Origin of the sequence: Streptomyces sp. NBC_00572, assembly GCF_026341815.1 — a bacterium.
Lineage (GTDB): Bacteria > Actinomycetota > Actinomycetes > Streptomycetales > Streptomycetaceae > Streptomyces.
In genome coordinates this window covers 4436190-4459277 of the sequence record NZ_JAPENX010000001.1, presented here as the reverse complement: position 1 = coordinate 4459277, position 23088 = coordinate 4436190, and the positions used below count along the sequence as shown (strand labels likewise).

Genomic DNA, 23088 nt, shown 5'->3' with positions numbered 1-23088 from the left:
GACTTCTCATTCAGGAAAGGAGGAACCATGTACGTACGCCGCATTCTCGACGCGCTCGGAAAGGACCCGGGGCGCGTGGTGATCCACCGCGCCGACGAGGCCGTCACCGCCGGCCGGCTCGCCGGCTCGGTGCGGGCCACCACGGCCCTGCTGCACTCCCGCGGCGTCCGACCCGGCGACACCGTCGCCGTACTCACCGGCCCCAACCGGCCGTTGATGCTCGGCGCCCGGTACGCCGTCCATCTCCTGGGCGCCACCTCCGTGTACGTACGGTCGATGAATCCGCGTACCGACACGGAGACCTTCTCGGTCGCCACCCAGGCCCGACTCCTGGAGGACCTACGGGTGTCGGTGCTGCTCGTCGACGACGAGAGCGCCGAGCGCGGCGAATGGCTCACCCGCCGCGTCCCGTCCGTGACCGCGCTGACCGTCCCCTGGGCGGCGGCGGGCGGGGCCGGGGAACCGCTGCCGGCCCGGCTCCCCGAGTCGCGCCCGGACGACCTCGCGACCGTCGAGTTCACCAGCGGGAGCACCGGACGGCCGAAGATGGTCGCCCAGCGGTACGACACGCGTGAGGAGCTCGTCAGCCGTCTCGCCCATGGCCTCGATCCCCGGGGACCCGCGACGCTGCTGTCCGTCACGCCGATCAGCCACACGACCGCGCCGATGGCCGACGCGGTGCTCGCGAGCGGCGGACGGGTCGTGCTGCACGACGAGTTCGACGCGGGCGACGTCCTGGACGCCTTCGAGCGGCACGGCGTGACCGACGTCTATCTCGCCGTCCCGCACCTCTACCGGCTCCTGGACCACCCGGCCGCCCCGCTCACCGACCTGTCGTCGCTGCGCCGCATCACCTACAGCGGCACCCCGGCGGCGCCGGTGCGGGTGGCACGGGCCGTCGAGCTCTTCGGCGACGTGCTCATCCAGGTGTACGGGACGACGGAGGCGGGCGGCATCAGCAGCCTCAACCCGCTCGACCACCGCGAGCCGGAGCTGCTGGGCTCGGCGGGCCGCCCGTTCCCCTGGGTGCGGGTGGAGATCCGCGGCCCCGGCGGCGGCCCCCAGGTCGAGCGGGGGGTGTCGGGCGAGATCTGGATCAGCTCGCCCACGGTCACGGCCGGCTACCTCGGCGACGAGGAACGCACCGGGACCGTCTTCCGCGACGGCTGGCTGTGCACCGGAGACCTCGGGCACTGGGACCGGTACGGCTACCTCCGGCTCGACGGCCGGGTGGGCGACGTGATCAAGCACGGCGGGCTCAAGCTGGATCCGGCGGCCATCGAGGAGGCGCTGATGCGTCATCCGCAGGTGCGTCAGGCCACGGTGTTCGGGGTGCGGGACCGCGACTGGGTGGAGCAGGTGCACGCGGCCGTGGAGCTGTACTCGGGCGCCGGGCACACCTCCTGCGACCTGCGGGGCTATGTGGCCGCGGCGCTGACTCCGGAGCACACTCCGGTACGCGTCTCGGTCTGGCCGCGGCTGCCGCTCACGCCCTCGGGCAAACCGGACCGCGCCTATCTGCGCTCCGTCTCGCCGCCGGACCCCACCGCCTCGGTGTCGCCGCCGGTCGCCGCCGCCCCGGTCTCGCCCCCGGGCTCCGCCCCGGTCGCCGCCGCCCTCTCCGGCACCGGTGCCCCGCGCGTCGGCGGGCCGCGGATCGGCGGGCCGGCCCTCAGCTCCCCGCGCGGAGCCACCGCGCGGGCCGACCCCGTCCGCGTGAGCGGCGCGGGTCACCAGCCCGATCACGCCTCCTCGCGAACCAGAAAGGGCGTTCCATGACCGGTTTCGGCCACTTCGCCCGGTCGCTGCGGCTACGGCGGCTCTACCGCCACAGCACGGCCGGCCTGATGATCACCCCTCTCGACCATTCGATCCACGACGGTCCCGTGGTGCCGAAGGGCACCACGCTCGACCAGCTCGCCGCCCGGATCGCGGCCGGCGGCGCCGACGCCGTCGTCGTGCACAAGGGCAGCGTCCGGCACATCAGCCCGGAGCGGTTCGCCGCGATGTCGCTGATCATCCACCTCAACGCGAGCACCAGCCAGGCGCTCGACCCCAATGCCAAGTACGTCGTCGCCGGCGTCGAGGAGGCCCTGCGCCTCGGCGCGGACGCGGTCAGCGTCCACGTCAACCTCGGCTCCGACGACGAGCGGCAGCAGATCGGCGACCTCGGCCGGATCGCCGACGCCTGCGACCGCTGGAACCTGCCGCTGCTCGCGATGGTGTACCCACGCGGGCCGCGGATCAGCGACCCCCGGGACCCGGCGGTCGTCGCGCACGCCGTGACGATCGCCGCGGACCTGGGCGCGGACCTGGTCAAGACCGTCTTCCTCGGATCCACCGCGGAGATGCTCGACCTGACCGCGGCCTGCCCGGTGCCGGTGCTCGTCGCCGGCGGACCCGCCCTGGAGAAGGAGGAGGACGTCCTCGCGTACGTCAGGGACGCCATCGCCGGAGGGGCGGGCGGGGTGGCCATGGGCCGCAACATCTTCCAGGCGAAGGACCCGCGCGCGCTGGCGGCCAAGGTCGCCCGGATCGTGCACCACTTCCCCGAACAGCACTTCACCACCGTCCCGTTCGGCGAGCCGAGCGGCCGGGAGCGGCTTCACAGCGAACGCCTCACCCCCGACCACCTCGACGGCACACCGCTCGACGACCCGCACCACGACACCCATCTCGACGACACGACGCTCGACAACTCGTCTCTCGACAACCTGACAGGAGGTCCGCATCATGACGGACGCCAAACTGTGCTGGCTTGACATCCGCGAGGCCGGCGCCGCGACCGCCGCCGTCCTCGAGGAGGCCGTGCACCAGAAGATCGACGGCATCGTCGCCACCGACCCGGCCGTCTTCGCCGGTCTGCCGCCCACCGTGCGCAAGGTCCTGCTCTTCGAGGACGGCGCCGCGACCGTGCCCGCCGACCTCGACGGGGTCGACGTCGTGATCGTCCCCGGCCCGCGGGACGCCCGCGCCGAGCTCCAAGCGGCCCACCCGGACGTGCAGTTCGGGCGGTACGTGGAGATCGTCGACGCCGACACCCTGGAGGACGCCTGCCTGGCGGCGCGTCTGGAGGCGTGGAGCGTCCTCGACTTCCGCGACCCGACGAAGATCCCGCTGGAGATCGTCATCGCGGCCGCCTCGGGCGCGCCCGGTTCGATCGTGACGACGGCCGCCGACACCGAGGAGGCCGAGATCCTTTACGGCGTCCTGGAGCACGGCTCGGACGGGGTCCTGATGCGGGGCCGTACGGTCGGTGACGCGACGGCCCTGCGGACCGCGGCGACCGCGCACGGCGGGGAGATCTCGCTGGTCGAACTGGAGGTCACGGCGACCACGCACATCGGCATGGGCGAGCGTGCCTGTGTCGACACCACGACCCACTTCCGCAAGGACGAGGGCATCCTGGTGGGCTCCCACTCCAAGGGCATGGTCCTGTGCGTCAGCGAGACCCACCCGCTGCCGTACATGCCGACCCGTCCGTTCCGCGTCAACGCCGGTGCCCTGCACTCGTACACCGTGGGGCAGAACGGTCGCACCCACTACCTGAGCGAGCTGCACGCCGGCAGTTCCGTCCTGGCGGTCGACGTCGACGGCCGTACGCGGCCGGTCAGCGTCGGCCGGGTGAAGATCGAGACGCGTCCGCTGATCTCCATCGACGCGGTCGCGCCCAGCGGCCAGACGGTCAACCTGATCCTCCAGGACGACTGGCACGTGCGGGTCCTCGGCCCCGGCGCCTCGGTGCTCAACAGCACCGAACTCAAGCCGGGCGACCGCATCCTGGGTCACCTGCCGACGGCCGACCGTCATGTGGGTTACCCGATCAACGAGTTCTGCCTGGAGAAGTAGGAGTGCACGGAGCGCCCTGCTCCACCATGTCGTGAAGCCCCGCCCCGGCACGCCTCGTGCCGGGGCCGGCGCGCGTCCGGGCTCCATCCCCGCCCTCACAGCAACCCGCATTCCGCCGCGATGCGCGCCGCGTCGAAGCGGTTGCGCCCGCCGAGCTTCTTGATCGCCGCCGAGGTGAGGTTCCGTACCGTCCCCGCCGCGAGGTAGAGCTCGCCCGCGATCTCCTTGACCGTCGCCCCTCCGGCGGTCAGCCTCAGCACGTCCGTCTCGCGGACGCTGAGCACCGTCTCCCCCGCCGACGGGGTACGGAGCAGCCCCGGGTCGACCGTGAGGCAGCCCCCCGCGACCCCCACCAGGGTGGTGATGAGCTGCGGCAGCCGGGCCGTCTTGGGTACGACTCCGAGGGCTCCGGCGGCCACCGCCCGGTCCACCACGGACGGTGTGGCCGAGCCGACCATCAGCGCCACCCCGCAGCCCGGGTGGTGCGAGCGGACCTCGGTCGCCGCGTGCAGCGCCTTGCCTCCCATGGTGCTCTCACCGAGCAACAGCACGGTGGGCCGGTGCCGTTGGACGGCGGGCAGCACCGCCTCGAAGGTCGTGGCGAGCCCCACGACGTCCAGGCCGTTGGTGCCGTTCAGGGTCTCGGCGAAGGCCTCCAGGACCAGTTGGTGGTCCCCGGCCACGACGACGCGAATGGACATGTGTCTCCCCCGTGGTGACTTCTGTGGCGGTGGCCCTTCCGGGCCGCCGGTCAGCGACTGGTCGCCCGCGCCGCGTCGGCGGCCAGGCCGTCGACGACGGAGCGGAGCCAGGAGCGGTCCTCGGCCGTCGCCGTGTCCGGTCCGGCCGCGGCGGCCGGGGTGCGCTCGATGTGCCGGGCGCCGGGCGGCAGCGCGGCCGCGAGGGCGGCCGACACCGCGCGGAAGGCGTGCGACAGTTCCCCGTCGGTGTCCGGCGGCGGCAGGACGACGACCGCGGCGTTCACCGGGCCGGCGTCGCCGGCGATCTGTGCGGGCAGCCGGCCGGCCTCGGCCGGATCGCGGATGTCGATGCGGTACGGCAGCGCCGTCAGGCCGGCGTCGTCGAGTGCCTTGCAGAGGAAGGCCGCGTTGGTGGCGGCGTCGTCGTCGCGGTCCGGATGTCCGGCGCCGACGACGGCGACGACCGCCCCGGCGGCGCTCAACCGCGTCGCGAGCTCCCGGCCGATGCCCGTGGTGGCGTCGACGACGAGCACGACGAGACCGTCGAGTCGCGGCGGGGAGGAACCGGTCTGGAGCACGTGACGTCCCTTTCGAGGAGATCGTCGAACGGGTAGCGTGATGATCGCGTGTATATGGGGTGTACCGGGTAGCGCGGGCGTTGGGGCACGGGCCCCGGTTCAGATCCTCCGCCCCGATCGGCCGGGGGCGGTATGACCGTTGGGGGACACCGTGGACGAGGTCTCGTCGCTCGACCAACACACGCTGGGCGTGTACCGCGCGATCCTGTTCCACAAGGAGCACGATCCCGAGCGCCTCGCGAAGCTTCTGAGCTGTACGACGGAACAGGTGGACGAGGCCCTCGACCTGCTGACGAGGCTCTCACTGCTCGCGCCGTCCCGGGACACCCCGGGCCGGATGCGCGCGGTGAACCCCTCACTCGGTCTGAAGGTGCTGCTCCAGCGCGAGGAGCGCGAACTCGCCTCGCGGCAGCAGCGGATCGAGCAGAATCGTGCCGCCCTCGCCGCCCTCGCGGCCGAGTACACGGCCTCGGGCCGGTCGGGCGGTCTCGACGGGGCGGAGCACCTCGACAACGTCGACGACATCCGCACCCGGCTCGAAGCCCTCGCCGAGTCCTGTACGGGCGAGTCGCTCGCCTTCCATCCCGGCAAGGCCCTCACCGAGGAGTCCGTCGAGGCCGGCCGGCCCCTGAACGAGCGGGCGATGGCGCGGGGCGTGCGCTTCCGGACCATCTATCTCGACAGCGTCGCGGGTGACCGGGTCACCCGGGCGCACGCCCAGTGGATGGCGGAGCGCGGCAGCGAGATCCGTACCTCGCCGACACTTCCCATGCGGCTGCTCATCGTGGACACGGCGGCGGCGGTGGTCGCCGGACTGCCCGGTCAGGCCCAGCCGTCCGCGCTGCTCTTCAGCAGCCAGCCGGTGGTCCTGGCCATGCGTGCCCTGTTCGAGGCCTACTGGGAGCACGCCTGCCCGCTGAACGGCCCCGGGGACGCCCTGCCCGGCGGGCTCACCCCGCAGGAGCGCAAGCTGCTCCAGCTTCTGGCGAGCGGTCTCACCGACGAGGCCGTGGCGCGGGCGCTGGGCATCGGGGTGCGGACGGAGCGGCGGATCGTGGCCGACCTGATGGAGCGGCTGGGGGCGTCGAGCCGGTTCGAGGCGGGGGTGCAGGCGACCCGCCGGGAGTGGATCTGAAGCCGGGAGCGGCTCCGGAGCGGGGCGGCGGCCGTGGCGGCGGTCGTGACGTGCATCGCGATCAGTCCCTGGGGGCGATCGGCCAGACGAAGTCGTCCGGGACCTCGATGACACAGGGCAGGCGCGGGAGCGGGGGGACGCAGGGGAAGTCCGGCATCTGCGGGTGGGGCGGCGTCGGCCAGACGAAGTCGTCCGCGCCCTGGGCGACGGCCTGCGGTGCGGCGGGGGCGGCCTGGGCCGGGGAGGCGATCAGGAGACCGCCGAGGACGGCGGCGGCGAGGGTGGCGAGGACGGTTCCGGCGCGGCAGGAGCGACAGGACATGTGGGTCTCCATTCCGGATGCGGATGCGGTACGAGTGCGGCGTACGTGCGTTTCAGGAGGTCCTTGGCGGCCGGTGACTTTTCAGCCTTCCCGGCCGCACACCTAGAGGAAATCACCGCCGGGCCCCACCTGTCCGCTTCCGGACAGGCCAGGAAGCTGCCTGGCAACGAGCTGCCTCACGACCTGCGGGAAAAGTGGAGGCACGCTCCGAGCGGACCCCCTTCTTCCGGCCAAAAGGCCAGGTGGGAGGCGCGCGCAGGACCGTTTCCGCACCGGGCCGGGATCCGGCCACGGGCACGTGATGCAGCGACTTGCCACCGGCACGCGGCGAACGCGGAACAGACGGACAGGGGGGTCCCCAGGAGGGGGCACGTCTCGGGGTGGGCACGCGGGCCCGACTGCGACTGCGACTGCGACTGCGAACAGCAGGGCGGCGAGCCGGGGCGGGGTGCGCCGGGAGGCGGCGCAGAGGGCCGCGAGGACGAAGGCGTCGGCCGCGGCGAGCACGAGACGGCCTTCGCGGAGCGCCCGGACGGCTCGGGGTGCCGAGGGTCCGGGAAGCGTCACCGGACGGTCGTCACCGAGCCCGAACCCCGGACGGGCGGCAACTCAGCGTTGCGCCGCCCGTCGGGGCGGGTGGGTCAGGCCTTGCTGAGGTGGGACCAGAACTCGTCCCAGGACAGCCGGCCGTCACCGTTGTCGTCGCGCTGCTTGATGAGGGCCTCGGCGACCGTCTCGGTGACGTGGAAGTCGCCCAGCTGCGCCATGACGCTCTTGTACTCCGCGGCGGTGATGAAGCCGTCGCCGTCCACGTCGAACTTGTTGAATGCCGTGCGTGCCGAGTCGATGTCCGCCACTGCTTCCGCCCCTTCTTGGTGCTTCACTGACGGGGTCAGATTAGCTGGCCCCCGACTTGCCGGATGATGGCGGTATGAGCGACGAGGTGGCACGGATCCTGGCGGCGGCGGCACACGGGGAGTTCCCTCCCCCGGACGGGACGACGACGGTGGTGCCGCAGCCGAACCCCCGGGACGCCGGGGTGCTCGCCTTCACCGCCCATTCGGTGGTCTTCACGGACGCCGACCCGGAGTGGATACGGGCCGAGCTGGCGGCCACGTCGAGCGACCCGCTGGCGGCGAGCATGAACCCGGGATTCCTGATGGCGCTGATGGCCCGTACCGGCCGGCGCATGAACACGGTCGACCTGCTCACCGTCGCCGACGCCCTGCCGGGCGCTCCCCCGCTGGAGCTCCGGGAGATCGTGGACCCGGACCACCCCCGGGTCGCGCGGGCCCTGAAGTTCCGCGACGAGGTCCGGGTGTGGGCGGCGGACGGCGGTCTCGTGATCCTGGGCCGGGGTGTGGCGGGCCGCTGGGAGGCGGCGGTCGAGGTGGACGAGGAGGTACGCCACCGGGGCCTGGGGCGCGCCCTGGCCACGGCGGCCCGGCACCTCACGCCGGACGCCGTGGTCTGGGCCCAGCAGTCGCCGGGCAACGCCCGCAGCGTCCGCGCCTTCCAGGCGGCGGGCTACCGCCCGGTGGCCTCGGAGGCCCTCCTGATCGCGGGCTGACGGCGCGGGCGGTGCGCTGCGCCGCCTACCGGAAGATCCCCGTGTGGCCGAGCGAGTAGCGACCGGGCTGCGGATACACCGCGAGCCCGTGGGGGCCGCCGCCCACCGGGATGCGGGCCAGTTGCTTGCCGCTCGCGGTGTCGATCGCGTACACCTCGGAGTCGTAGCGGCCGGAGAGCCAGAGGACCTTGCCGTCGGCGGAGACGCCGCCCATGTCCGGGGAGCCGCCGTCCGGCAGCCGCCACTTCTTCGTGAGCTTGTTCTGCTCGAAGTCGAAGACGGAGATCGAGCCCTCGCCGCGGTTGGGGACGTACATCTCGCGGGAGTCCCGGCTGATGTAGAGCCCGTGGGCGCCCTTGCCGGTGGGCAGCAGGGTCGGGGTGGTGAACTTCTCGCCGTCGAGGACCCAGATGCCGTGGGCCATCATGTCGGCGATGTAGAAGGTCTTGCCGTCGGGGGAGATCTTCACGTCCTGCGGCATGGCGCCCTCGAAGGGCAGTTTCTGCTGGCCGATCACCTCCATCCGCTCGGTGTCGACCTTGAGCAGCTCGCCGGAGAACTCGCAGGAGACGACGAAGTAGCGCCCGTCGGCGGAGAAGTCGGCGTGGTTGACGCCGTAGCAGCTGACCGGGACGCTCTTCCTCCGTTCCATGGTGTGGGGGTCGCGGAAGACGAGTTCGCGGTCGAGCGAGGCCATCACGATGGCGTACTTGCCGTTGGGCGTGAAGTAGAGGTTGTACGGGTCGTGGACCTCGACGGGCTTGCCCGCGCGACCGGTGGCGGGGTCGATCGGGGTGAGGGTGTGGCCGCGGTTGTTGTTGACCCAGAGGGTCTTCATGTCCCAGGAGGGCACGACGTGCTGGGGCTGGATGCCGACTCGGATGGTCTCGACGACCTGGTAGGTGGTCGGGTCGATGACGGAGACGGTGTTGGAGTTGGTGTTGGGGACGTAGACCCGGGAGGGGAAGTCCTTGACGACCGGGGAGAGCTGGTTCGGCCGGTCGGCGGCGTAGACGTCCTTCGGGTCGAGGAGCGGCGGCATCCCGGGGAGCCCGGCGGGGGCCGCGGCCGGCTTGGGTACGGCGGGGGCGGCGGCCTTCTTCACGGGGGCGGCGCCGTCCCCGGGGTCTCCGCTGCCGCAGCCGGCGAGCGCGGCGAGGAGGGTGGCGGCGAGGAGGGTCCTCGTCCTTGCCGTGACGTGTCTCTGCGTGGGGTGGGCCATCAGGTCAGCAGCTCCGTGGTGGTGACCGCGCGCAGTCCGCGGCGGTCGAGGTCGGCGAGGAGGAGGGGCAGCGCGACGGCGGTGTCCGGGTAGCCGAAGTGCAGGCTGACGACGGATCCGGCGCGGACGGATCCGGTGACGTTGCGGACGACGACGGGGGCGCCGGGCGACGTGTGGTCGAGGGAGTCGACGTCGTACGAGAGGACGTGCGGGTATCCGGCGCGGGCGGCGGCGCGCAGGACGGCGGGTGCGGCGTGCTGGGTTCGGGAGGGCCGGAACCAGGTGCCGATGGAGCCGGTGAGCCGACGCAGCCGGGTGGCGCAGGCCTCGATCTCGGCGAGGGCCTCGGCCTCGGTCATGGCGTTGACGTCGATGTGGCGCTGGGTGTGGTTGCCGAGGTCGTGTCCGCCGTCGAGGATGCGGCGGGCGAGGTCGGGGTGCTGGTCGAGCCAGCTGCCGACGGCGAGGACGGTGACGCGGGCGCCGGCCTTCTCGGCCTGGCCGAGGAGCGTCCGGGCGAGGGCGGGGTCGCCCTGGCCGTGGAAGGTGAGCGCGACCCGGGGCCGGTCGCGGGGACCGTGGGCGATCTCGGCGGGCTGCCCGGGGAGGCGCCGGGGGGCGGGGGCCGCGACGGGCGCGGGGGCGGGGCGCCGGGGCACGGGTGCGGCGGGGCGGGGGTCCGCGCCGCAGGCGGTGGTGGGGGCTCCCGCGAGGGCGGCGGCCGCACCGGCCCGGAGCGCTCCGCGGCGGTCGATCGGCTTCACGCGACCATTTAAGGGCGACAGTGCCCGGTTTATTACGATTAGGCCAAATCAGGACGTTTGTGACCACGGGGAGGCCGTCCAGCATGCGGACGGGCCGGGGAAACAAGCAATGAACTGCATAGCCATTCACTGTTTAGAAGGCGGGTGCTGCACGTCACCAACGATTCATTATGCAACTGTCCCGTTTTAACCTGTATTGCACCAGTAGGGACTTTTGGCGGCAAGGCCACCTGTCTGCCATAGTCGGAGACACGACCCCCATTGACCCGGGCCAGGTCGACATAGCGGCCGTGGATACACCCCCCCGTCCACGGCGCACACCACGGCAGCCCCCACGTGCCTCACCACGGCGCACGGGGGCTTCCGTGCGTTCGGGGGCCGTCGACGACAGGGAGACGGCCGGAGACCCTCGACGAAGGCCGGAGACCCTCAGGGGCGGTCGGCGACCCGCATCTCGAACCAGGTCGTCTTGCCGCGCGGCGCGAGGTCCACGCCCCAGCGGTCCGAGAGCTTGTCGACGAGGAAGAGCCCCCGGCCGCTCGTGTCGAGTTCGTGCACCGGCATCAGGCACGGCAGCCCGCGCGAGGGGTCGCGGACCTCGATCCGGATCCAGCCGCGCCGCCGTTGCAGCCGCAGTGCGAAGACCCGGGCGCCGGTGTGCCGGACCGCGTTGCCGACGAGCTCCGAGACGAGGAGCACCGCGTGCTCGGCGATCTGCGGGCCGAGCGCCCACTGCCGCAGCACGACGTGCTGGGTGAGCCTGCGGGCCACCCACGCGGATTCGGGGCGGGACGGCAGCCGGACATCCTCCTCGGCCGGGTTGCCGTACAACTCCACTGCGTCGGCGGCCTGTTCGTCGTCCGCGACCGGTGAGCGCCGCGCTGCGGCGGCGCTTGCGCGCTGCCACGGTTGTTCCCTACCCTCCAGGCCCGCCATGCCCCCCATCATGGCCGCACGGAGACGATCGCGGGGGCCGTTCCGGCGGAATCGGCCCCCGGCGAGGGTGGCTCAGGCGAACTTCGCCTTCCCGGGGCCCTCTTCGACGAAGCTGCGCATCCCGCGCTCACGGTCCTCGGTCGCGAACAGGCCCGCGAACCAGTTGCGCTCGATGGCGAGACCGGTGTCGATGTCGGCCTCCAGGCCCTGGTCGATCGACTCCTTGGCGGCCCGCAGGGCGACCGCGGGGCCCTGGGCCAGCTTGGCCGCCCAGGCGTGCGCCTGCTCGTACACCTCGGCGGCCGGGACGACCCGGTCGACCAGGCCGAGCGTCAGGGCCTCGTCCGCCTTGACCATCCGGCCGGTGAAGATGAGGTCCTTGGCCTTGGAGGGGCCGACGAGCCGGGCCAGGCGCTGGGTGCCGCCGGCACCGGGGATCAGGCCGAGCAGGATCTCCGGCTGGCCCAGCTTCGCGTTGTCGGCGGCGATCCGGTAGTCGGCGCAGAGCGCGAGCTCGCAGCCGCCGCCGAGGGCGTAGCCGGTGACGGCGGCGACGACCGGCTTGGGGATGCGGGCGACGGCGGTGAAGGCGTCCTGGAGGGCGCGGGACCGCTTGACCATGGCCACGTGGTCCATGGCCTGCATCTCCTTGATGTCCGCGCCGGCCGCGAACACCTTCTCCCCGCCGTAGATGATCACGGCCCGCACGTCATCGCGGTCGGTCGCCTCCTGGGCCAGCTCGCGCAGCCGGTCCTGGGTGGCGATGTCCAGGGCGTTCATCGGGGGGCGGTCGAGGCGGATCGTGCCGACGCCTTCGGCGACTTCGAGGTTCACAGTCATGGAAGGAAGGTTAGTGGCCGTTAACGGCGAGGGGCCCGGTGCTGTTGCTCACAGCACCGGGCCCCTCGTCACGGGTGATCTAGGCGATCCACTCCGACCAGTCCATGTTCCAGCCGTTGAGGCCGTTCTCCGGCTTGATCTGCTTGTCCTTCGAGTTCTTCACGACGACCACGTCGCCGATGATCGAACGGTCGTAGAACCAGGCCGCCGGCATCGAGCCGTCGCCCGCGCCCCGCGCGTCCTGGAGGCCGACGCAGCCGTGGCTGACGTTGGCGGAGCCGAAGGTGCCCGCCGAGGCCCAGTAGTTGCCGTGCACGAAGGTGCCCGAGTTGGACAGACGCATCGCGTGCGGCACGTCCTTGATGTCGTACTCGCCGCCGAAGCCGACCGTGGCCCCGTTCATCCGGGTCACCTTGAACTTCTCGCTGATGACCATCTGACCGTTGTACGTGGTCGTGGACGGCGCGCCCGCGGTGATCGGGATCGTCTTGATGATCTTCCCGTCGCGCTCGATCTTCATCGTCTTGGCGCTCGCGTCGACGGTGGAGACCTGACGGCGGCCGATGGTGAAGGTGACCGTCTTCTTCTGCTTGCCGTAGACGCCCGGGCGGCCTTCGACGCCGTCCAGGTTGAGGTGCACGGTGACCTTGGTGCCGGCGGCCCAGTAGTTCTCCGGGCGGAAGTCGAGGCGGTCGTTGCCGAACCAGTGGCCCTCGATCTCGACGGCCGGCTCGGCCGTCACCTTGATGGCCTTCTCGACGGCCTCGGGGTCGGTGATGCCCCGGGTGAAGTTGATGGACACCGGCATGCCGACGCCGACGGTCGAACCGTCCTCCGGCGTGTAGTGGCCGATGAAGGTGTTCTTCGGGACGAGGGTGGTGAAGGTGGTGTCCTTCGCCGACTCGCGGCCCTCGGCGTCCTTCGCGATCGCGTGGACCTTGTACTGGGTCGCCGCGGCCAGGTGGGCGGTCGGCGACCAGCTGGCGCCGTCGGCCGCGATCTTGCCGTCGACCGCGGTGCCCTTGGAGTCGGCGACCGTGACCGTGGTCAGCTTGCCCTGCTCCGCGGTGATCTTGAGGACCCCGCTGGTGGCGACCGAGTCGGCGCCGTCCTTCGGAAGGATCGTCACGACCGCCTGGGAGGCCGCGTTCTCCTGCTTGCCGCCGCCCTCGGCGGCCGGCGCCTTGCCCCCCGCACCGCCGGCGGGCGTCTCTCCGCCGCCGCAGGCGGTGAGCACCAGGAGCAGCGCTCCCGCCGCCAGGGCCTGCAGCCGGACGCCCCCGCGTCGTCGGCCGCGCCGCCCCGTCGTCCCTACCGATGCCCCCGATATCGGCTGCCCGTTCACTGTGGTCTTCTCCCCTCGCACGGCCCGGCACCGCCCGGCCCCACCCCCGTGCGCATTCACTCGCGCACACGGCGCTAGATAATCACACCGCAGGACACGAAAGATCCTCGTGAATGTCACCGTTCCGTCCCGATCGACCTGCTAAGAGGGCGAAAGTGCCGGGCGGTACGAGGGGGACGCGGGTTCAGTGCAGTGCGGAGCCGGCCTTCCACCGGTTCCACTCCATGTTCCAGCCTCCGAGGCCGTTGTCGGGAGCGACCTTTCGGTCATGGGAGTTGACCACTTCCACCACGTCGCCGACGAGGGTCCGCTCGAAGAACCAGCCCGCCGGCGAATCGGCGCTGCCGCCCTTGTCGTCCCGCAGTCCGACGCAGCCGTGGCTGACGTTGGCGGAGCCGAACGTGCTCGGATCGGCCCAGTAGTTGCCGTGCAGGAAGGTGCCCGAGTCGGTGAGACGGATGGCGTGCGGCACGTCCTTGATGTCGTACTCGCCGCCGAAGCCGACCGTGGCCCCGTTCATCCGGGTCACGTCGTACAGCTCGGTGACGACCATCTTCCCGTTGTACGTGGTGGTCTTCGGCGCTCCCGCGGTGATCGGCACGGTGGCGAGGACCTCGCCGTCCTTCCTGACCTCCATGGTGTGCGCGGCGGCGTCGACCAGGGAGACCTGGGAGCGGCCGACGGTGAAGCCGACCGTCTTGCGCTGGATGCCGTACACGCCGGGTGCTCCCTCGACGTCCCGCAGGCCGAGTTCGACGGTGACCTCGGTGCCCGGCTGCCAGTACGCGGCGGGGCGGAAGTCGAGCCGCTCCTTGCCGAACCAGTGACCGACGACCTCCACCGGCGGCACGGAGGTGATCCGGATGGCCCGCTCGACCGCCTCCCGGTTCTCGATCGGCATGTTGAACCCGAAGGAAACGATCATGCCGGTGCCGACAGTGGAACGGTTCTCCGGTTTGAAGTAGCCGATGAAGCGGCTCTCGGGCACCACCGTGGTGAACGTGGTGTGCCGGGCGGAGCGGCGGCCGTGCGCGTCGAGCGCGACCGCGTCCACGCTGTACTTCGCGGCCAGCGCCAGCCGGGCTTCCGGCCGGGGCCGCCAGCGCAGCCCGTCGGTGGAGATCTCCCCGGCGACCTCGGTCCGCTGCGCGTCCTCCACCTGGACGACGGTCACCCGTTCGAGCCGCCCGCTGTCCACCTTCACCTCGACGGGGCCGTCGGCCGACACCCCGCGGCTGCCGTCCTCCGGGCTGACCCGGATCACATCGCCCGGGGCCCGTGCCTTGCCCGGCAGGGCGACGTCGATTCCGCCGCCACCGCCGTCCGACGCCGTGCAGCCCACGAGGCCCGCCATCAGTCCCGCCACTGCGAGGGCGTACCTCGCCCGCTTCCATACATGTGTCACGCTCGGCCCAACGACAGCCACCCTCCAGGGGAAACGTGCGTGCGGGTCATGTTGGGACCCGGGCCGTCCGGGCAGAACAGGGGGAGAACCACGCGCGGGAGCGGCGGCCGGGACGCCGTCGCCCCCTGAAGTGCGGGCCGACGAGCCGCGGGAGGCCGGGACGGTGACGAGCGCAGCCGAGCAGGAGGCGGTACCGGAGCATGCCCCGGAGCGGGCCGGACCACCTGTGTGGCCGGGCGCGCCGATGCCGCTCGGCGCCCGGTGCCGGGTCGGCCCCGACGGGGTCACCGGCACGAACTTCGCCCTGTGGGCGGGCGGCGCGGAGGCGGTGGAGCTGTGTCTGTTCGACCCGGACGGCACGGAGCGGCGGCTGCCGCTGACCGAGCTGACCCATGAGATCTGGCACGGGTTCGTGCCGGGGATCGGGGCCGGGCAGCGGTACGGCTACCGGGTGCACGGGCGGTGGGACCCGTGGACCGGCGCCCGCTGGAACCCGGCGAAGCTGCTCCTCGACCCGTACGCGCGGGCCGTCGACGGCGACTTCACCCTTCCCCCGGAGGTGTACGGGCACGTCCGGGACTGGCCGCAGCAGCATGTGGCCGACACCGTCCGCGACGAACGGGACTCGGCGCCGTACGTCCCGAAGGGGGTCGTCGTCCAGGACGACGACGACTGGTCCGACGACCGCAGGCCCAAGACGCCCTGGCAGGACTCGGTCATCTACGAGCTCCACGTGAAGGGCTTCACCAAGCTCCACCCGGGCGTCCCGGAGCAGCTGCGGGGCACGTACGCGGGTCTGGCGCACCCGGCGGCGGTCGAGCACCTCGTACGCCTCGGGGTGACGGCGGTGGAACTGCTCCCGGTGCACCAGTTCGCGCACGAGGACCATCTGCTCCGGCGCGGGCTGCGCAACCACTGGGGCTACAACTCGATCGGCTACTTCGCCCCGCACGCCGGCTACTCCTCCTCGGGGACGACCGGGCAGCAGGTCGGCGAGTTCAAGCGGATGGTGCGGGCGCTGCACGCGGCCGGGATCGAGGTCATCCTCGACGTCGTCTACAACCACACGGCGGAGGCGGGCGAACTGGGCCCCACGCTCTCCCTGAAGGGCATCGACAACCGCGGCTACTACCGGCTCCAGTCCGACGCCCGCCGCTACTCGGACTACACGGGCTGCGGCAACACCCTGCACGTCGTACAGCCGCAGGTGCTGCGGCTCATCACCGACAGCCTCCGCTACTGGGTGACGGAGATGGGCGTCGACGGCTTCCGCTTCGACCTGGCGGCGGCCCTGGCCCGCTCGATGCACGACGTCGACATGCTCTCGCCCTTCCTCGCCGTGATCGCCCAGGACCCGGTGCTCCGCCGGGTCAAACTCATCGCCGAACCCTGGGACGTGGGCAACGGCGGCTACCAGGTCGGCGCCTTCCCGCCGCTGTGGACCGAGTGGAACGACCGCTACCGGGACGCCGTACGGGACTTCTGGCGGGGCGCCCTGCCCGACGTACGGGACCTCGGCTACCGGCTCTCCGGCTCCAGCGACCTGTACGCCTGGGGCGGCCGCCGGCCGTACGCCTCCGTCAACTTCGTCACCGCGCACGACGGCTTCACCCTGCGGGACCTCGTCACGTACGAGCGCAAGCACAACGAGGCCAACGGCGAGGGCAACCGCGACGGCACCCACGACAACCGCTCCTGGAACTGCGGGACGGAGGGCGAGACCGACGACCCCGACATCAACGCGCTCCGCCTGCGCCAGCAGCGCAACCTCCTCACCACCCTCCTCCTCTCCACCGGCGTCCCGATGCTCGTCGCGGGCGACGAGATGGGCCGCACCCAGGGCGGCAACAACAACGCCTACTGCCAGGACAACGCCACCGGCTGGCTGGACTGGACCCTCCCGGACGCCCCCGGCCGGGCCCAGCTCCTCGCCCTGACCCGCCGGCTGCTCGCCCTCCGCCACGACCATCCGGTCCTGCGCCGCCGCGCCTTCTTCTCCGGTCGCCCCCAGGGCACGGACGGCCTGCGGGACCTCGCCTGGTTCACCGCCGAGGGCACCGAGATGACGGAACCCGACTGGTACGCGCCCACGGCCACGCTCGGCCTCTACCTGTCGGGCCGCGACATACCGGGCCGGGACGAGCGCGGCGAGCAGATCACCGACGACAGCTTCCTCGCCGTCCTCCACGCGGGCCCCCGCCCTCTGGACTTCCGTCTCCCGGGCCCCCCGTGGGCGGAGACCTACGAACTGGTCGTCGACACGGGCAGGGAGGACCAGTCACAGGCCCCGGGCACCCTCCACCGCGGCGGCGGAACGCTCACGGTGGGGGCCCGCTCGATGGTCCTGCTCCGGGTCGGGGGGTGAGCCCCGGCCCGGCCACCGCGGCGCGACGGCGGTGGCCGGGTGGGCGGGGGCTTTCCCCCGGCGGACCGGGGTGCGGTCCGCACGGGCACCCCGTGCCGCGGGTCGTCCGAACATCCCCCGTGTGACGTGCCCGCGTGTTCGAACAGTGTCGGGTCGGGGCCACGTCCGTGTCGTTGGCCTCCGGCGCACGGCTCATTGACCCTGCGCGCACTCCCGGTGCTCGCTGGGGCTGTGGCCGTGGGCCGTACGGAAGGCACGGCTGAAGGCCGCGTGGTGGCGGAAGCCCCAGCGGGCGGCGACGGTGCGGACGGGGGTGCCGCGCTGCGCCGGGTCGGCGAGGTCGCGGGCCGCGCGGGCCAGCCGCTCGTCGCGGATCCAGCCGGCGACGGTGAGGCCGTGGTCCTGGAAGAGCCGGTGGAGGTAGCGCACCGAGATGTGGTGGGCGGCGGCGACCGTGCCCGGGGTGAGGTCCGGGTCGGCGAGCCGGCGGCGCGCGAAGTCCTGGGTGCGCAGGAAGAGGGCCCGGCGGCGGCTCTCCGGCTCGGCCGCGGTGTCGGAGTCGAGCCGCGCGGCGGCCGCGCCCGCGAGCAGGTCGAGGAGGACGGTCGTCAGCCGCGGCCCGTCCTCGGGCCGGAAGCCCCCGGGATCGGCGGCGAGCCGGAGCAGGAACGGGGCGAGCAGCGCGCCGAATCCGGTGTCCCCGGGGATCCGGAGGGCGACGAGCCGCCCGGCCGCACCGGCGGGCAGCGGCAGCAGGGCCTTCGGGAACTGGGCGACGATGTGGTCGAGACGGCCGCCGGGATGACGGGTGATGCCGTCGAACGGCAGCGAGGAGTCGTAGACGGTGAAGTCCCCGGCCCGGAAGACGTTGTCCCGGCCCGCCTGGGAGATCGCCATCTCCCCGCTCAGGGTGAGCGACAGCTGGTAGTAGCCGGGGTCGGCGCGGCGGATGAGCCGGGGCGTACGGCGGGTGGTGAGCGGCGGATAGCGCAGGGAGGTGACCTGCGCGGCCCCGAGGTCGACCGTGTGCGCCTCGGCCCGGAAGTCCTCTGCGTGCTCGCTGCCCATGACGGTCGGGATGAGAGCGGCGGCCGTCATGTCGTGCCAGTACCCGAAGCGCTCCGACTTCGGCAGCTCCTCGGTGCTGATGTGGTGGACGCGCACGGCTTTCCTCCCCGGTCGGCTCGTCGATCCAACGTGCCACAATCCGGGGGGAGATGGGGACCGGCTCGGGACCGGCCGATCAGTCCCGGGCGGCGAGCTCCGTTTCGAGCCGGGCCACGTGGCGAGCCTCGGCCTCCTTCCGTACGGAGGCGAAGCGGCGGTCGACGAGAAGGACCGGCAGCAGCCACAGGTAGCCCCAGACGCTGAAGGACTCGACGGCCCCGGTCTGACGGAGCAGCTGGTTGGTGAGAAGGGCCAGGCCGGCCGAGACCGCCCAGGCCGCCGGGCGGTAGCGCCCGAGGAACCGTACGGGGGCGTTCCACGGGCCCGCGAGCGCCTCGACGGTGGCGGCCCGCACGGCGGTGTCGCGGTCGGCGGGGCCGTCGGACTCGGCGGCGCGGGCGGCGGCGCGGGCCGCGTCGGCACCGCCTTCGGCGAGGGCGTCACTGAGCGCCCGGGCCTGCTCCTGCGTCTGCTGAGCCCTGAGCTTCCCCTGCACGGCGCCCATCCGCAGGTCGTCCCAGTAGCCGCGGCGGGCCCATCGCTCGGCGGAGGCGAGCCGGTCAGCCTCGGCGGACTCGGGGGCGAGTTCCTTCAGGCGCCGGGACAGGACGACTGCACGGTTGGCCCGGCCCGGGTGGTCGAACCCGTCGGCGCGCAGGCAGAGCTCGGCGTAGCCGGCGAGCAGGCCGAGGTGGTCGCCGTCGAGGGCCAGCCCCGCGCGGAAGGCCTCCTCGGCCAGGTCGTCGTGGTCGTCCTCGTCCTCGGCGGCGTGGCCGAGGGCGAGCCAGCAGTAGAGGTCGGCCTGCGGGCCGAGCGCGTCGAGGCCCTCCTGCGCGGCCCGGCGTACGGCCGCGTTGCCGCCGGCGAGGAAGAGCCGCTCGCAGCGGGACTCGTAGGTGTCGAGCGTGGTCATGCGGTTCCCCCCTGTGGACACCCCGTGCGGGCTGTTCCCCCCTGTGGACGCCCCGGTGCGGGGCCGGGCAAGTCTGCGACGTGCGAGTTTGCCTGGTCAAGACCAATCCGGGCGCCCTTCCGGGAAGGGCGCCCGGAAAACCGGATGAGACGTGTCAGTGGTGAACCGTATGGTCGGAACTGATGCCCGAGAAACCTGTCGCCTCAGAGCCCCCCGCCCCCGACACACCCGACGCGGCCGGTGCTCCCGGCGCCGCCGGTGCTCCCGGCGCCGCCGGTGCCGCCGTTCCCACCGACGCCCCGGACGTCGCCGGCCGCTCGGCGGTCCGGACGCTGCTCCGTCTCTGGCCGTACGTGCGGCCCGTGCGGGGGCGGTTGTTCACGGCCGCGTTCGTCGCGATCGTCGCCTCCTGTCTGTCCCTCGTCATCCCGCTCGTACTGAAGTGGCTGGTCGACGGGCCGGTCGCGGACCGGGACCCGGGCGGGGTGTGGCTGGGGGCGCTCTACCTCCTGCTGCTCGGCATCGCCGAGGCGGTGCTCTTCGGGTACCGGCGGTGGCTGGTGGCGCGGCCCCTGTCCGGCGTCGAGGCGCGGATGCGGGCCGATCTGTACGGCAGGCTCCAGCGGCTCCCCATCGCCTTCCACGATCGGTGGGCGTCCGGGCAGCTGCTCTCGCGCGGGACGACCGACCTCATGCTGGTCCGGATGTTCCTGGCCTTCCCGCTGACGTTCCTGCTGGTCAACGCCGTGACGATCCTCGCGGGTTATGTACTGCTGCTCGCCCAGGACTGGTCACTCGGGCTCGTCCTCCTCACCCCGGTCATCCCGCTCGTCGTGGTCTGCTCGATGTTCGAGGGCCGGTACGGAGTGGTCGCGCGCCGCGCCCAGGACCAGGTGGGCGATCTGACGACGGTCGTCGAGGAGAGCGTCCTCGGCATCCGGATCATCAAGGGATTCGGCCGCCACCGCAGCCAGGCGACGGCCTTCCGGGAGCTCTCCGGCCACCTGCGCGGCACGGAACTGCTCAAGGCCCGGCTGCTCGCGACGATCTGGGCGGTCATCACCTTCGTACCGGAACTGGCCATCGGCGCCGCCCTCGTCCTCGGCACCATCCAGGTCGCGGACGGGGACCTGTCGGCGGGCACGCTCGTCGCGTTCCTGTCGACCGCTCTGGCGCTGCGCTGGCCGGTGGAGTCGATCGGCTTCCTGCTCGCGATGAGCCAGGAGGCGGCGACCGCGACGGAACGGTACTTCGAGGTGATGGACGCCGCCGAGGAGCCGGACACCGCCGCCGGGGCCCACGCTCCTCGGGACGACCCCGACGGGGTCCGGTTCGAGGGCGTGTCGTTCCGCTACCCGGACGCCCCGGAGGGCTCCCCACCCGTCCTCGACGGCATCGACCTGCACATCCGCCCCGGCGAGACGCTGGCCCTGGTCGGCGGCACCGGCTCCGGCAAGACCACGCTCACCGCCCTCGTACCGCGGCTGCACGAGGCGACCGGCGGCCGCATCCTCCTGGACGGCGAGGACATCGCCCTGATGGAACGGGAGCGGCTGCGGGCCCTGGTCTCGGTGGCGTTCGAGGAGCCCACCCTCTTCTCCGCCAGCGTCGGGGAGAACGTCCTGATGGGAGCCGGCGGGTCGGCGGGCGAACCCGAACTGCGGCGCGCCCTGGACGTGGCACAGGCCGACGGCTTCGTCGACCGGCTGCCCGAGGGCACCGCGACCCAGGTCGGCGAGCAGGGCCTCAGCCTCTCGGGCGGTCAGCGGCAGCGCCTGGCCCTCGCGAGGGCGGTCATCGGCCGGCCCCGCTTCCTCGTCCTCGACGATCCCCTCTCCGCACTCGACGTCCACACGGAGGCCCGTGTGGAGGCCGCCCTGCGGGAGGTCCTGCGGGAGACCACGGCCCTCGTGGTGGCACACCGCCCCTCGACGGTGATGCTGGCCGACCGGGTGGCGCTGCTGTCCGAGGGCCGGATCACGGCCGTGGGCACCCACCACGAACTGCTGCGGAGCAGCGAGGAGTACGCCTGGCTGATGTCCGGCGAAGGCAAGGACGGCGACCGATGACGGACCAGCGCACCAGCGACCCCTTCGACCGCGACGACCTCCCGGCACCCCCCGGAGCGACGGGCGCCCTGCTCCGCTCCCTCCTCTCGACCCACCGCGCCCGGGTCGCGGTCGCCGCCCTGGTGCTCCTCGTCAAGGAGGCCGCGGTCCAGGCGGGGCCTCTCCTCGTCGCGTACGCCATCGACGAGGGCGTCCCCGCCTTCCGGGCGGGCGACCACGGCCCCGTCCTCGCGGTGGCCCTCGGCTATCTCCTCTGCGCGGCGCTCTCGGGCCTCCTCCAGTACGTCTTCGTCCGCGGCGCGGCCCGCGTCAACCAGGACGTCCTCCTCGACCTGCGCGGCCGGATCTTCCGCCACTCGCAGATCCTGAGCGTCGACTTCCACGAGCGGTACACCTCGGGCCGGCTCATCTCCCGCTCCACCACCGACGTCGAATCCCTCCGGGAGCTCCTCTCGGAGGGCCTGCAGGAACTGATCGGCGTCGTCCTCTCCTTCGTCTCGATCTCGGCGATCCTGCTCTACCTCGACCTGGGCGTCGGCGCGGTGGCGGTGGCGTCCTTCCTGCCGCTCTCCCTCCTGGTGCGCGTCTATCGGCGACGTGCCGGAGCGGTGTACGCCGAGCGGTCCACGGCCATCGCGGGCGTCATCGTGAAGTTCGCCGAGACGATGAACGGCATCCGTCCGGTACGGGCGTTCCGCCGGGAGGCGGTCAACGACGCCGAGTTCGCGACGCTCAACCACCGGCACGAGCGCAGCAACGGCGACGCGCTCCTCGAAATGGCCCGCTACGTGGTCGGGTCACGGCTCGTGGCGAACACGGCGGTCGCCGGCATGTGCCTGTGGGGCGCCTACCGGGTGGCCTCGGGCTCCCTGGAGCTGGGCGTCCTGGCGGCGGCGGTCCTGTACATGCGGCGCCTGTACGACCCGATCGACCGGCTCGGCATGTTCCTCAACTCGTACGAGTCGGCGGCCGCGTCCCTCACCAAGATCGCGGGCCTGCTCGCCCAGGAGCCCGGAGTCCCGGAGACGACGACCCCCGTCACCCTGCCCGCCCGCACGGGCTCCCCGGGGCGCGAGGTCACCTTCGACACGGTCCGCTTCGCCTACCGCACGGGCGGCGAGGTCCTGCCCACCTTCGACCTGACCATCCCCGCCGGCCAGACGGTCGCGGTGGTGGGGGCGACGGGCGCGGGCAAGTCGACCCTGGCGAAACTCCTGGCCCGCTTCTACGACCCCACCGACGGCGCGGTGCGCCTGGACGGTGTGGACCTCCGCGATCTGACCACGCCGGACCTCCGCCGGGGCATCGTCATGGTCACCCAGGAGGCGTTCCTCTTCTCGGGAACGGTCGCCGAGAACATCGCGATCGGCCGCCCGGACGCGACCCGCGAGCAGATCGAGGACGCGGCCCGTGCGATCGGGGCCCACGAGTTCATCGTGGGCCTCCCGGACGGCTACGACACGGACGTGCGCAAGCGGGGCGGCCGCATCTCGGCGGGCCAGCGCCAGTTGGTCGCCTTCGCGAGGGCGCTGCTCGCGGACCCGGCGGTCCTGATCCTCGACGAGGCCACCAGCTCCCTGGACGTGCCGGGCGAGCGCGCGGTGCAGCGGGCGATGGACACGGTCCTGGCGGGCCGTACGGCGGTGGTCATCGCCCACCGTCTGTCCACGGTCGAGGTCGCGGACCGGGTCCTGGTGATGGAGTCGGGGCGGATCATCGAGGACGGCACGCCCTCGGACCTGGTCACGGGCGAGGGCCACTACGCGGGGCTGCACCAGGCTTGGCGGGAGAGTCTGGTGGGTTAGTCGACGGCTCACGCGGTGGGGGACCTGGAGGGGGCCCGTGTTCGGGACGTAGAACGTGATGTGTGGCGCGACCGGAGCGTTCAGCAAGAACCGCTCACGTCG

Annotated in this window: 20 protein-coding genes; 8 read left to right on the top strand and 12 right to left on the bottom strand. The window is 72.5% G+C overall.

What is annotated here, in order from left to right:
- Positions 1–27: 27 nt before the first annotated feature.
- Genes OG514_RS20760 through OG514_RS20750 form a run of 3 tightly spaced genes read left to right on the top strand, consistent with a single transcriptional unit; the run spans position 28 to position 3849 of the window.
- On the top strand, positions 28–1779 hold the full coding sequence (locus tag OG514_RS20760; RefSeq protein WP_266896896.1) for a class I adenylate-forming enzyme family protein: 1752 nt from the start codon (positions 28–30) through the stop codon (positions 1777–1779).
- On the top strand, positions 1776–2762 hold the full coding sequence (locus OG514_RS20755) for a 2-amino-3,7-dideoxy-D-threo-hept-6-ulosonate synthase (RefSeq protein WP_323181575.1): 987 nt from the start codon (positions 1776–1778) through the stop codon (positions 2760–2762). Before OG514_RS20760 ends, OG514_RS20755 begins: the two co-directional genes overlap by 4 nt.
- Complete coding sequence (locus tag OG514_RS20750; RefSeq protein ID WP_266896894.1) at positions 2734–3849, top strand: 3-dehydroquinate synthase II family protein; 1116 nt, start codon at positions 2734–2736, stop codon at positions 3847–3849. Before OG514_RS20755 ends, OG514_RS20750 begins: the two co-directional genes overlap by 29 nt.
- Positions 3850–3944: 95 nt before the next feature.
- Here OG514_RS20750 and OG514_RS20745 read toward each other — a convergent pair whose 3' ends face one another.
- Together OG514_RS20745 and OG514_RS20740 are read right to left on the bottom strand one after the other, a co-directional pair.
- Positions 3945–4550, bottom strand: a complete 606-nt coding sequence (locus OG514_RS20745; RefSeq protein ID WP_266896892.1) for a response regulator transcription factor — start codon at positions 4548–4550, stop codon at positions 3945–3947.
- A gap of 50 nt (positions 4551–4600) precedes the next feature.
- A complete protein-coding gene (locus tag OG514_RS20740; protein ID WP_266896890.1) occupies positions 4601–5128 on the bottom strand; it encodes an SDR family NAD(P)-dependent oxidoreductase in 528 nt (175 codons plus the stop codon).
- 151 nt (positions 5129–5279) lie between these two features.
- Between OG514_RS20740 and OG514_RS20735 the strand changes: the two genes are divergently transcribed.
- On the top strand, positions 5280–6263 hold the full coding sequence (locus OG514_RS20735; RefSeq protein ID WP_266896888.1) for a helix-turn-helix transcriptional regulator: 984 nt from the start codon (positions 5280–5282) through the stop codon (positions 6261–6263).
- A gap of 61 nt (positions 6264–6324) precedes the next feature.
- On the opposite strand, the gene OG514_RS20730 is transcribed toward OG514_RS20735, so the two are convergent.
- The gene (locus OG514_RS20730) at positions 6325–6585 is read right to left on the bottom strand and encodes a hypothetical protein (protein WP_266896886.1); all 261 of its coding nucleotides are present in this window, start codon (positions 6583–6585) and stop codon (positions 6325–6327) included.
- A 641-nt stretch (positions 6586–7226) separates the two neighbouring features.
- Positions 7227–7442 carry an EF-hand domain-containing protein gene (locus OG514_RS20725; RefSeq protein ID WP_266896884.1) on the bottom strand — a complete coding sequence of 72 codons (216 nt, stop codon included), beginning with the start codon at positions 7440–7442 and terminating at the stop codon, positions 7227–7229.
- A 74-nt stretch (positions 7443–7516) separates the two neighbouring features.
- Here OG514_RS20725 and OG514_RS20720 point away from each other — a divergent pair, with 74 nt between their 5' ends.
- Positions 7517–8155 (top strand): GNAT family N-acetyltransferase, encoded by a 639-nt coding sequence (locus tag OG514_RS20720; protein ID WP_266896882.1) that lies wholly within the window; start codon positions 7517–7519, stop codon positions 8153–8155.
- 25 nt (positions 8156–8180) lie between these two features.
- On the opposite strand, the gene OG514_RS20715 is transcribed toward OG514_RS20720, so the two are convergent.
- From OG514_RS20715 to OG514_RS20690, 6 genes are all read right to left on the bottom strand, one after another.
- Entirely contained in the window at positions 8181–9377 is a 1197-nt protein-coding gene (locus tag OG514_RS20715) for a YncE family protein (protein WP_266896880.1), read from the bottom strand.
- Positions 9377–10141 (bottom strand): polysaccharide deacetylase family protein, encoded by a 765-nt coding sequence (locus tag OG514_RS20710; RefSeq protein WP_266896878.1) that lies wholly within the window; start codon positions 10139–10141, stop codon positions 9377–9379. Before OG514_RS20710 ends, OG514_RS20715 begins: the two co-directional genes overlap by 1 nt.
- A gap of 429 nt (positions 10142–10570) precedes the next feature.
- Positions 10571–11089 carry an ATP-binding protein gene (locus tag OG514_RS20705; RefSeq protein ID WP_266896876.1) on the bottom strand — a complete coding sequence of 173 codons (519 nt, stop codon included), beginning with the start codon at positions 11087–11089 and terminating at the stop codon, positions 10571–10573.
- Between the two features lie 60 nt (positions 11090–11149).
- Positions 11150–11917, bottom strand: a complete 768-nt coding sequence (locus tag OG514_RS20700; RefSeq protein WP_266896874.1) for an enoyl-CoA hydratase/isomerase family protein — start codon at positions 11915–11917, stop codon at positions 11150–11152.
- A 79-nt stretch (positions 11918–11996) separates the two neighbouring features.
- Positions 11997–13262, bottom strand: a complete 1266-nt coding sequence (locus OG514_RS20695; protein ID WP_266896872.1) for an Ig-like domain-containing protein — start codon at positions 13260–13262, stop codon at positions 11997–11999.
- Between the two features lie 184 nt (positions 13263–13446).
- Positions 13447–14667, bottom strand: a complete 1221-nt coding sequence (locus OG514_RS20690) for an Ig-like domain-containing protein (protein ID WP_266896870.1) — start codon at positions 14665–14667, stop codon at positions 13447–13449.
- A 244-nt stretch (positions 14668–14911) separates the two neighbouring features.
- Here OG514_RS20690 and glgX point away from each other — a divergent pair, with 244 nt between their 5' ends.
- Positions 14912–17032: a glycogen debranching protein GlgX gene (gene glgX, locus OG514_RS20685; protein WP_266900908.1), complete on the top strand. Its 2121-nt coding sequence runs from the start codon at positions 14912–14914 to the stop codon at positions 17030–17032.
- Positions 17033–17224: 192 nt separating this feature from the next.
- Here glgX and OG514_RS20680 read toward each other — a convergent pair whose 3' ends face one another.
- Complete coding sequence (locus OG514_RS20680) at positions 17225–18196, bottom strand: helix-turn-helix domain-containing protein (protein ID WP_266896868.1); 972 nt, start codon at positions 18194–18196, stop codon at positions 17225–17227.
- A 79-nt stretch (positions 18197–18275) separates the two neighbouring features.
- Positions 18276–19112, bottom strand: coding sequence for a hypothetical protein (locus OG514_RS20675; RefSeq protein WP_266896866.1), 837 nt, complete (start codon positions 19110–19112; stop codon positions 18276–18278).
- A 182-nt stretch (positions 19113–19294) separates the two neighbouring features.
- Here OG514_RS20675 and OG514_RS20670 point away from each other — a divergent pair, with 182 nt between their 5' ends.
- Positions 19295–21181, top strand: coding sequence for an ABC transporter ATP-binding protein (locus OG514_RS20670; RefSeq protein ID WP_266896864.1), 1887 nt, complete (start codon positions 19295–19297; stop codon positions 21179–21181).
- Complete coding sequence (locus tag OG514_RS20665; RefSeq protein ID WP_266896862.1) at positions 21178–22986, top strand: ABC transporter ATP-binding protein; 1809 nt, start codon at positions 21178–21180, stop codon at positions 22984–22986. Before OG514_RS20670 ends, OG514_RS20665 begins: the two co-directional genes overlap by 4 nt.
- The last annotated feature ends 102 nt before the right edge of the window (positions 22987–23088 follow it).